General features: G+C 65.9%; 12 protein-coding genes. 7 read left to right on the top strand and 5 right to left on the bottom strand.

What is annotated here, in order from left to right:
* Positions 1 to 783 (top strand): hypothetical protein (locus VFG33_RS38835; RefSeq protein ID WP_325058039.1); only part of this gene is annotated, 783 nt, incomplete at its 5' end.
* 69 nt (positions 784 to 852) lie between these two features.
* On the opposite strand, the gene VFG33_RS38830 is transcribed toward VFG33_RS38835, so the two are convergent.
* Together VFG33_RS38830 and VFG33_RS38825 are read right to left on the bottom strand one after the other, a co-directional pair.
* A complete protein-coding gene (locus VFG33_RS38830; protein ID WP_325058038.1) occupies positions 853 to 1,227 on the bottom strand; it encodes a VOC family protein in 375 nt (124 codons plus the stop codon).
* Positions 1,224 to 1,565: a nucleoside/nucleotide kinase family protein gene (locus VFG33_RS38825; protein ID WP_325058037.1), complete on the bottom strand. Its 342-nt coding sequence runs from the start codon at positions 1,563 to 1,565 to the stop codon at positions 1,224 to 1,226. The genes VFG33_RS38830 and VFG33_RS38825 overlap by 4 nt, the downstream gene beginning before the upstream one ends.
* A 210-nt stretch (positions 1,566 to 1,775) precedes the next feature.
* Here VFG33_RS38825 and VFG33_RS38820 point away from each other — a divergent pair, with 210 nt between their 5' ends.
* Together VFG33_RS38820 and VFG33_RS38815 are read left to right on the top strand one after the other, a co-directional pair.
* On the top strand, positions 1,776 to 2,186 hold the full coding sequence (locus VFG33_RS38820; protein ID WP_325058036.1) for a VOC family protein: 411 nt from the start codon (positions 1,776 to 1,778) through the stop codon (positions 2,184 to 2,186).
* Positions 2,187 to 2,275: 89 nt separating this feature from the next.
* Positions 2,276 to 2,782 carry a DinB family protein gene (locus VFG33_RS38815; RefSeq protein WP_325058035.1) on the top strand — a complete coding sequence of 169 codons (507 nt, stop codon included), beginning with the start codon at positions 2,276 to 2,278 and terminating at the stop codon, positions 2,780 to 2,782.
* A gap of 30 nt (positions 2,783 to 2,812) precedes the next feature.
* Here the strand turns inward: VFG33_RS38815 and VFG33_RS38810 are convergent, their stop codons facing one another.
* The gene (locus tag VFG33_RS38810; protein ID WP_325058034.1) at positions 2,813 to 3,178 is read right to left on the bottom strand and encodes an MmcQ/YjbR family DNA-binding protein; all 366 of its coding nucleotides are present in this window, start codon (positions 3,176 to 3,178) and stop codon (positions 2,813 to 2,815) included.
* On the bottom strand, positions 3,171 to 4,142 hold the full coding sequence (locus VFG33_RS38805) for a 2-hydroxyacid dehydrogenase (RefSeq protein ID WP_325058033.1): 972 nt from the start codon (positions 4,140 to 4,142) through the stop codon (positions 3,171 to 3,173). Before VFG33_RS38805 ends, VFG33_RS38810 begins: the two co-directional genes overlap by 8 nt.
* Positions 4,143 to 4,230: 88 nt before the next feature.
* Between VFG33_RS38805 and VFG33_RS38800 the strand changes: the two genes are divergently transcribed.
* Positions 4,231 to 5,298 carry a magnesium and cobalt transport protein CorA gene (locus VFG33_RS38800; protein WP_325058032.1) on the top strand — a complete coding sequence of 356 codons (1,068 nt, stop codon included), beginning with the start codon at positions 4,231 to 4,233 and terminating at the stop codon, positions 5,296 to 5,298.
* Between the two features lie 6 nt (positions 5,299 to 5,304).
* Here the strand turns inward: VFG33_RS38800 and VFG33_RS38795 are convergent, their stop codons facing one another.
* The gene (locus VFG33_RS38795; RefSeq protein WP_325058031.1) at positions 5,305 to 6,114 is read right to left on the bottom strand and encodes an MBL fold metallo-hydrolase; all 810 of its coding nucleotides are present in this window, start codon (positions 6,112 to 6,114) and stop codon (positions 5,305 to 5,307) included.
* A gap of 229 nt (positions 6,115 to 6,343) precedes the next feature.
* On the opposite strand from VFG33_RS38795, the gene VFG33_RS38790 reads away from it, so the two are divergent.
* From VFG33_RS38790 to VFG33_RS38780, 3 genes are all read left to right on the top strand, one after another.
* The gene (locus tag VFG33_RS38790; RefSeq protein ID WP_325058030.1) at positions 6,344 to 7,285 is read left to right on the top strand and encodes a hypothetical protein; all 942 of its coding nucleotides are present in this window, start codon (positions 6,344 to 6,346) and stop codon (positions 7,283 to 7,285) included.
* Positions 7,286 to 7,346: 61 nt separating this feature from the next.
* Positions 7,347 to 7,778, top strand: a complete 432-nt coding sequence (locus tag VFG33_RS38785) for a VOC family protein (RefSeq protein ID WP_325058029.1) — start codon at positions 7,347 to 7,349, stop codon at positions 7,776 to 7,778.
* Positions 7,779 to 7,810: 32 nt separating this feature from the next.
* The gene (locus tag VFG33_RS38780) at positions 7,811 to 8,317 is read left to right on the top strand and encodes an AAA family ATPase (protein ID WP_325058028.1); all 507 of its coding nucleotides are present in this window, start codon (positions 7,811 to 7,813) and stop codon (positions 8,315 to 8,317) included.
* Positions 8,318 to 8,404 lie beyond the last annotated feature (87 nt).

Below are 8,404 nucleotides of genomic sequence, written 5' to 3'. Positions count from 1 at the left end.
CAGGATGCGAGCGTGGAAGACCCTCCGGTGTTCGGTGTCGATGACAAACCCGCGGCGATGGTCGACGAGTACGGCCGCTGGCTCGCTGGGGCCCTGGGCAACGGGTTTGTCTGGCGGAAGACGGATCGTACGGCCTCGACCGAGCGGGGGTCGCAGGCGCTTGAGCTGCAGCTGATGGGGTCGCACTACAACCGGGCCGGCGACGGCACGCACGTGAATGTCGTCGTTTCGGTGCGTGACGCACGCCTGGATCGGTGGCGCGCGGCCAACCCGGGATTGGCGCACCGGAGGGACGATCTTCTGTTCTCCAGCCACCTCATCAATCTCGTGGGTGCGAGCAGCGATGTGGAGCTCTTCGGGCGGCTGCGCGAGCTGGGCGAGGGATTTCTGGCACCGGCTGAGTTGGTGCCGGTACTGCGCGACCTCGTCCTCCCGCCGCTCGCTTCCCTGTCAGAACCGCAACTCGCTGCCGAGGACTTCCCCACCTCGTGGATCATCGATCCGGTCAGTCTGGTCGAGTGGGCTGTCGCGCTGGATGCACGAGCTGCTGCGAGGACCCTGGTGGTGCGCTATCTGGAGCAGCGGCCGCAAGTCGTACCGGACGTGGAAGGCGGTCGGCAGGCCGTGGAACGAGGCGAACCAGCCGGCGAGGTCGAGCACCCCTCCCACGTACTGGGTCGGGCGCTGGCGGAACTAGCCGTCTTCGAGGCCGACGAACCGTTGCCCGTGGCGGCACCTGGTTCGTCAAGTCCTTCGTTGCTGCGGAGGTTGTTCCGGCGCTAGGTCGTCCAGGGCTTCGTGCGGGGGAGCAGCTGCTCGGTGGCGGGTGCGCGGCAGACGCAGTACGTGCTGCTACTCGCCGCGTTCTGCCTGGCTCATCTCGATGCAGAATTCATTGGCTTCGGGGTCGAGGAGGGTGACCCAGCCGCGGCCGTTGGGCTTGCGGTGGTCCTCGTGGATGGTGGCGCCGAGGGTGAGGAGGCGCTCGACCTCCTCGTCACGGGTGCGCTCGTCCGGGACCCAGTCGATGTGGAGGCGGTTCTTCGCGGACTTGCCCTCCGGTACGCCGATGAACAGCATGCCGGGAACGGGCGCAGGAGCCTCAACCAGTACTTCGTTGTCGCCGGGCTTGTCCTCATCGGACACAGACCAACCGGTGGCGCGACTCCAGAAAACGGCGAGCTCGTAGGGGTTGGCAGCATCGAACGTCACATGGCGAAGGATCACCCGACAGACCCTAGTCGTACCTCGAGGTCCGCCAGCAACTGGTTTACCACCTCATCAACCGGGCCGCTGGCATCCACTATGAGAGCACCGAAGCCTGCATTGACCGCATCGATGTTGTGCTGCCAGCGAAGGACCCGCTGCAGCTCGGCCTCGCTGCTGCCGAAGCTGCCCCGGCTTGCCAACCGCTCGCGGAGAGCTTGTACTTCGACGCTGAGGCTGACGATCGCGTCGAAGAGTTCCCAGACCTCACCCTCATTGCCGGTCGTCCCACAGATGAACCCGAGGTGGTCGCCGACCTCGCCCGCGACACGCAGTACGGTCGCTGGCGGAAGTTGCAAGGTGTGGCGGCCGAACCACTCGTCGGCAACGTTGTGCGGTGGCTCCGGTTACCAGCACGAGTGTCACCCAGCTGCTCCTCTGTTCGTCTTGTTGGGATGACTGGTTGGGTGTGGGTGGTGACGCGGTGGGGTTGTCGGCGGTGAGGCGTCGCGGATTGTCGGAGGGCGGGGCTAGGGTGCGAGAACAGGTCACAGACAAAGGAGTTTGCGATGGCGTCTCTACTCAATCCGTACATCAGCTTCGACGGAAACGCGCGGCAGGCGCTGGAGTTCTACCAGGGTGTGTTCGGCGGCGACTTGAAGGTGAACACCTTCGGGGAGTACGGCGCGCAGGACTCGCCGGACGCGGACAAGATCATGCATGGCCAGCTTGAGAGCCCGAGCGGGTACTGCCTGATGGCGGCGGACACGCCTGAGGGGATGACGCATACGCCGGGGGACAACATCACGGTCAGTCTGAGCGGGGACGACGGCGACGAGCTGCGTGGTTACTGGGGCAAGCTGTCCGACGGCGGCACTGTGTCGGTCCCGATGGAGAAGCAGATGTGGGGCGACGAGTTCGGCATGTGCGTCGACCGGTTCGGCATCGGGTGGATGGTAAACGTCACCCAGCAGGCCTGAGTCGGGCGCCGCGGCGCCGCTTAATGAGTTCTGGTCCGGTGATGGTGCGCGTTAGCCTGCCTTGTAGTCGACGAGAGGACCGGGCAGGCATGAACGAGGTCTTGCTGGACGCGATCAGGCACAACAGTTGGGCCACCACGGAGCTCGTGGGGTTCTGCCGAGATCAGAACTTCACGGCGGAGCAGCTCGAGGTCACCGGGGTCGGTACGTTCGGCGGCATCCTCGCGACGCTGGAGCACATCATCGGGTGCGACCGCGGCTACCTGGGCCGGCTCGCCGACCAGCCGCTCGCCTCGATGGACGGCGAGATCACCTTCGACAAGCTGGAAGCGTGGAACGAGGAGGCGCGGCTGCTCTGGGAGGAGACGCTGGCCAAGCCGATCGAGGTCGAGCGCGTGATCATCGTGGACGACGAGACCCGCGGGACCCGGGCCGGCATCTTCATCGCCCAGGCGCTCAACCACGCGAACCACCACCGCGAGCAGGTCTGCGCGATCCTCACCGGCTTCGGCATCGAACCGCCCGACATCCAGGCCTTGGAATACGCCTGGCGCACCAACCGCATCTGGGACCTCCCGACCCCGGCAGCCAGCTGAACCACTTGCGCCACGCCAACGCAGTACGGGCTAGAGCTTGTGCTGTTTCACGAGTGCGCGCGGCGCCTGGATACGCCAGGCGTCGGTGAGGAGTTCGCGGAGCTCCACCTCGTCGACGGCGGGCAGGCGGACCAGGACCGCGGGGAAGCCGTTGTAGTGGTCCTCGGTGAAGAACTTCTCCTCGTCCGCGCTCAGTAGCGCCTGCTTCTCCGCGGCACCTCCCACCCGGATCGCCAGTACGTCGGGTTGTGCGATCCGGGGCTGCTTCGGGGCGTCCCGCTTCATCCACACCCAGGCGATCGCCTTCTTGCCGACGGCGAACGCGAAACGATCCTCGTCCTCGCGGACCTCGGGTAGGTCGAGTGCGATCCGGCGTACGGCGTTCTGGTCAGCCACGGAGCTTTCGTACCAGATCCGCTGACTCCTGCACAGGTGTCAGTGGTACGCCGGTGTCGAACCAGCTGATCAGGTTGTCCACGACAAGCCGGCCCATCGCGTCCCGGGTCGGGATGCTCGCTGAGCCGACGTGCGGCAGCAGTACTGCGTTGTCCAGCTCCAACAGCCCGGGATGGACGTCCGGCTCGTGCTCGAACACATCCAGACCCGCACCGAGGATCGTCCGCGACTGCAACGCCGAGACCAAGGCAGCTTCGTCGACCACCGAACCGCGCGCGACGTTGATCAGGATTCCGTCCGGACCAAGCGCTTCCAGCACCTCGGCATCGACCAGATGCCGGGTCTCGTCGCCGCCCGGAATCACCACCATCAAGATGTCCACAGCGGTAGCGAGCTCGACCAGCGTCGGATAGTAGCGGTAGGCAACATCCTTCGGGTGACGGTTGTGATAGGCAACGGAAATCCCGAAGGCCGACGCGCGCTGGGCAATCGCCTCACCGATCCGACCCAGTCCGAGGATGCCCATCGTCCGGCCATGCAACGTTGCTTTGGTCAACGGGTAGGGGCGCTCCTGCCAACGTCCCGTGCGCAGATACCGCTCGGCCTGCGGGAGTTCGCGAGCTGTCATCAACAGCAGACCGAGAGCGGTGTCAGCCACCTCGTTGTCCAGCACGCCGGGGGTATTCGTCACCACCACGCCACGTGTCGCGGCGGCCGCGGCGTCGATCTTGTCGTACCCCACTCCGAAGCTCGCGACGATCCGCACCGACGGCAGACGATCCAGAAAGGCGCCGTCGATCGTCGTACCGGCGGTGGCGACAGCAACGATCTCCTTGCCCCGCTCAGCCAGTACTGCGTCCGGGTCGTCCGCCTCCCAGAGCCGGATCACCTCGAAGTGCTCGGCCGTCCCGGACAGGACCGACCGGTTCATCGGACCAGGCATCAACACGAGCGGGCGGGCCATCGGATCTCCTCGAGGTTCACCGGGATGTTCATCACGACTTTGTCCGGTCAAGCCTATTTCCCACGCCCGGGCCGGGTCAGGATCGGGGGTGGGCCCAAGAAGTATCGACGAGGAGCTGACCATGATCATCGACTGCGCGTACTACCGCGACGGACACCGCCAGCACGTCGGCCCGATGTCGGTCGAGGACGCGGCCACCCGGGTCCGCGGGGGCGGCTTCGTCTGGCTCGGCATGTACGAACCGACGCCGGAGGAGCTCAGCCAGGTGAGCGAGAACTTCGGCCTGCACGAGCTGGCGGTCGAGGACGCCCAGACGTTCCACCTGCGGCCGAAGGTCGAACCGTACGAGGGCGACATCCGGCTGGTGATCCTGCGGACCGCCCGGTACGACGACCAACGGGAGGAGGTGGACTTCGGGGAGGTCAGCGTGTTCGTCGGGCCGGCGTTCGTGATCACCGTCCGCCAAGGCGTGGCCAGCGAGCTCCACGGCGCCCGGACCCGGCTCGAACACCGCCCAGAACTGCTGGAGAACGGCACGAACTCCGTGCTCTGGGCGATCCTGGACCAGGTCGTGGACGGGTACGGGCCGGTGGTCGCCGAACTCGAGCGCGACATCGAACAGGTCGAGCGGACCGTGTTCGCGGGTTCCGTCGCGCCGACCGAGCGGATCTACTTCCTTCGTCGTGAGGTGACGGACTTCTACCGCGCGGTGCACCCGCTGCTCGCAGTACTGGCAACCGTCGAGCGAGGAGCGCGGGACACCGGCTTGCTGCCGTACTTCCGCGACGTGCACGACCACCTGGTGCTGGTCAACGAAGAGGTCGCCGCGCAGCGTGATCTGCTGGCGACCGTGCTCGAGGCGAACATGGCGGTGATCTCGGTCGAGCAGACCAAGGTCAGCGTTCAGCAGAACGCCACCATCGAGCAGCTCACCATCCTGGCCACGGTGTTCCTGCCGCTGACGTTCATCACCGGATTCTTCGGCCAGAACTTCGGTTGGCTGGTCGACCACATCGATCAGTTCTGGAGCTTCCTCGTTCTAGGCGTCGGCGGCCTGATGATCCCGTGCGTAGCCCTCTTCATCTGGCTTCGTCGTCAGCGAGCCGCTCGTGCACCTGCGAAGGATGCCGACGAGCAGCTTTCGATAGCCAACTGAGAAGGCCTACGCCGTACCGGCCGGCTCGAAGCCTGCGAGCATCTCTTCCAGCGCACGCTGGTCGGGACCGACGAAGGGATCGGCGCCTGGCGCGGCGGCGAGCATGTCGAGGAACTCAGCCGTCTGCCCGGCGGCCGGAGGCAGGTGGGTGCTGAGAATGACGGCCGGGTCCATGGCGCGGATCGGCTCGACGGTTCCGAGGTACTTCGCCGGATCCACGTTGTGCACCCAGGGACTGTCGATGACGGCCCACAACAGTTGCCCGGCGCGAAGATCGTCCCGCGGAACGTCCCTGACCTCGGCGCAGCCGGCCAGCTCACTGGTCGGCATGGGCGCGCCGAAGCAGTCGGAGCTGAAGCAGATTCCCGAGTTGTCGTCGTAGAAGCCGACGGTCGCCGGGCTGTCGAACAGCGGCGGACGGAACGCTCGCAGGGTGCGGTCGCCCACGTCGAGTGACTGGCCGGGGTTGAGCAGGTACACCCGGTCCATCGGAAGCGGGCGATCGGTCGACATGATGCCGGCGCCGATGAAGGTGGTGATCACCCGCGCTTCTGGCGCCGCTTCGAGCAGGTCGAACAGCGCGCCGGTGTGGTCGCGGTCGGGGTGCGTGAGCCAGATCCAGCGGACGTCCGCGGGGTCGAGAACCGAGCCCAGCGCGTCCATGAAACCCCGGCCGGGCAGGCTGAGCCCGGTATCCACGACGACCGGCTCGGCCGCCTTCAGGACGAACGCGTTGACAGCGAGGTAGCCGACGCCTGGTACCTCGAGTTGGTTGTTGAGCACGCTGGCGTCGCGTCCGATGCGATGGATCTCCATGGTGGCCCCCCTTGGCCGACAAAACACCCGTTAAAGCGGATGGTCTGCCGCCTCGCGCAGGGAGTCAACAGCTGACGAACGACAACTGACGGTGCCCAAAAGCTCACTACAGTTGCCTGCCGCAAGGCCATTCACCCAGCATTCATCCCGTTGGCGCAGGGCGTTTCGGGCCTGCACCGCGAACACGGTGAAGATGCCTCCGTCTGAGTCTCACCGTCTGGAGGATGACATGATCCGCCCGAAACTGTCTGCCCTGTTGGCTGCTACAGCACTGGCTGCTCTGGTTGCCTTACCGACCGCATCAGCCACCGGTTCCGCAGTACCGCAAGCCAGTACTGCGACCGCTGCCGAGCCGCCGTCGTTTGCTGCGACGCCGCTTAGGTCGTACGACGCGTTCGACGCGAACCAGGCGGTCGCGGTGGACCGGAAGTACTTCTACGCCGTCAACAACCGGACGATCACCAAGCACGACCGGACCACCGGCCAGCCGTTGCTGCAGTTCGCGGGTGACGCCGCCGGGCCGTTCAAGCACCTGGACAGCGGAGTCGTCGTCGGCAGCAAGCTGTACGCCGTGCATTCGAACTACCCGGAATGGCCGATGGAGAGCTCGATCGAGGTGTTCGACACCAAGACGATGCGGCACGTCGACACGTACAGCTTCGGGATCTACCGCGGTTCGCTCACCTGGCTGGACCGGCACGACGGCGCCTGGTGGGCCGGGTTCGCGAACTACGACGTGGTGCAGGACGGTCAGACCGAGCCGTACGGGCAGACCTACAACACCCAGGTAGTGAAGCTGAACGACAAGTTCGAGGTCACCGCGTCCTGGACGATCCCGAAGCAGATCCTCGACAAGTTCAAGCCGATGAGCAACTCCGGCGGCTCGTGGGGACCGGACGGCCGGCTCTGGCTGACCGGGCACGACCTCGGCGAGGCGTACGTAATGAACCTGCCGAAGGCCGGCGCGGAACTGCAGTGGGTCGCGACGGTCGACCTCCCGGACGTACAGGGCCAGGGCATCGCGTGGGATCGCTCCTCCTCGAAGCCGACCTTCTGGGCGATCAGCCGCCCGAACAAGCAGGTCAGGACCTTCACGATGCCGGTCACCTCGATCACAGACCCGACCGCAAAGGGCTGGCAAATCCTCGGCCCAGGCCACTTCCAGCAGTAATCCACTCAACCCTTTCGAGTAGAGGTCAGGAGGTGGCCGCTACCTTCGGGATGCTGGGCTTATGACTGAGAACAGCAGTACTCGCCCGGCCAGCCTCCACGCCTACTTCGCCTACCGGGACGCGGCCGCCGCGCTCGAGTGGCTCGAGCAGGCGTTCGGGTTCGAGACGACGACGAAGTATCCCGACGACAAGGGCGGGATCATGCACGCCGAGATGCGGCGCGACAACGTGGCGATCACGCTCTTCACCGACGAGGAGGGCTACGACCGCCCAGCTCGCAAGGGTGTGAGCGTCGGCCACGGCAGCTATGTCGCACTCGAGTCCGAGGCCGCCGTCGACGAGGTCTACACCAACGCGGTGAAGGCCGGCGCCGAGACGATCTGGACCCCCGACAACACCGAGTGGGGCAACTACCGCTGCCGTGTCGCCGACCCCGAGGGCTACGAGTGGACCTTCGGCACCCACCTCCCGGGCCAGCCCGCTACTTGGTAGGGATGGTCTGCCGCTTTGCATAGAGTGGCTGGGTGACCGAGGACCCGCGATTGATCGTGCTGCGCGGCAACTCGGGTTCGGGTAAGAGTTCGGTTGCCGCAGGCATCAGAGCGGCGTACGGGCGGGGCGTCGCCTGGGTCGAGCAGGACTACATCCGGCGGACCATCTTCAAGGAACTGGACGAACCGGACGGCGCGAACATCACGGCGATCGAGCAGCTCGCGAGCCTCGCCCTGCGACGCGGATTCCACACCGTTGTCGAAGGCATCCTTCCGACCAGCCGGTACGCCGTGATGCTGGCCCGGCTGGCTCGTCAGCACGCCGGCCCGTCGTACTTCTACTACCTGGACGTCCCCTTCGACGAGACCGTACGCCGCCACGCCACCCGCCCGAAGGCCACAGAATTCGACGCGGCCGCGATGCGCGAGTGGTACCACGCCCGCGACCTCCTCGAATCACCCAAGGAAACCGTCATCGACGAGTCATCCACCCTCGCCGCCACCATCACCCGAATCCTCACCGAAACCGGCCTCCAATGACCTGACCATCCGCCGGCACACGTGCACCCTCGTGAACTCCGCCCGCATCGCGTCCTCCTGCTCGATCCCAGCATGAACGAACCCGCT

It is taken from the genome of Kribbella sp., assembly GCF_035687465.1.
In the GTDB taxonomy this organism is placed as follows: Bacteria; Actinomycetota; Actinomycetes; order Propionibacteriales; family Kribbellaceae; genus Kribbella.
Note: the sequence above shows the minus strand (reverse complement) of the source record. Positions and strands in the feature narration are given on the sequence as shown.

Coding starts and splice junctions, on each gene's coding strand:
- VFG33_RS38820 (WP_325058036.1), top strand. CDS start 1,776: ATGGCGTCTCTACTCAATCCGTACATCAGCTTCGACGGAAACGCGCGG.
- VFG33_RS38815 (WP_325058035.1), top strand. CDS start 2,276: ATGAACGAGGTCTTGCTGGACGCGATCAGGCACAACAGTTGGGCCACC.
- VFG33_RS38805 (WP_325058033.1), bottom strand. CDS start 4,142: ATGGCCCGCCCGCTCGTGTTGATGCCTGGTCCGATGAACCGGTCGGTC.
- VFG33_RS38795 (WP_325058031.1), bottom strand. CDS start 6,114: ATGGAGATCCATCGCATCGGACGCGACGCCAGCGTGCTCAACAACCAA.
- VFG33_RS38790 (WP_325058030.1), top strand. CDS start 6,344: ATGATCCGCCCGAAACTGTCTGCCCTGTTGGCTGCTACAGCACTGGCT.
- VFG33_RS38785 (WP_325058029.1), top strand. CDS start 7,347: ATGACTGAGAACAGCAGTACTCGCCCGGCCAGCCTCCACGCCTACTTC.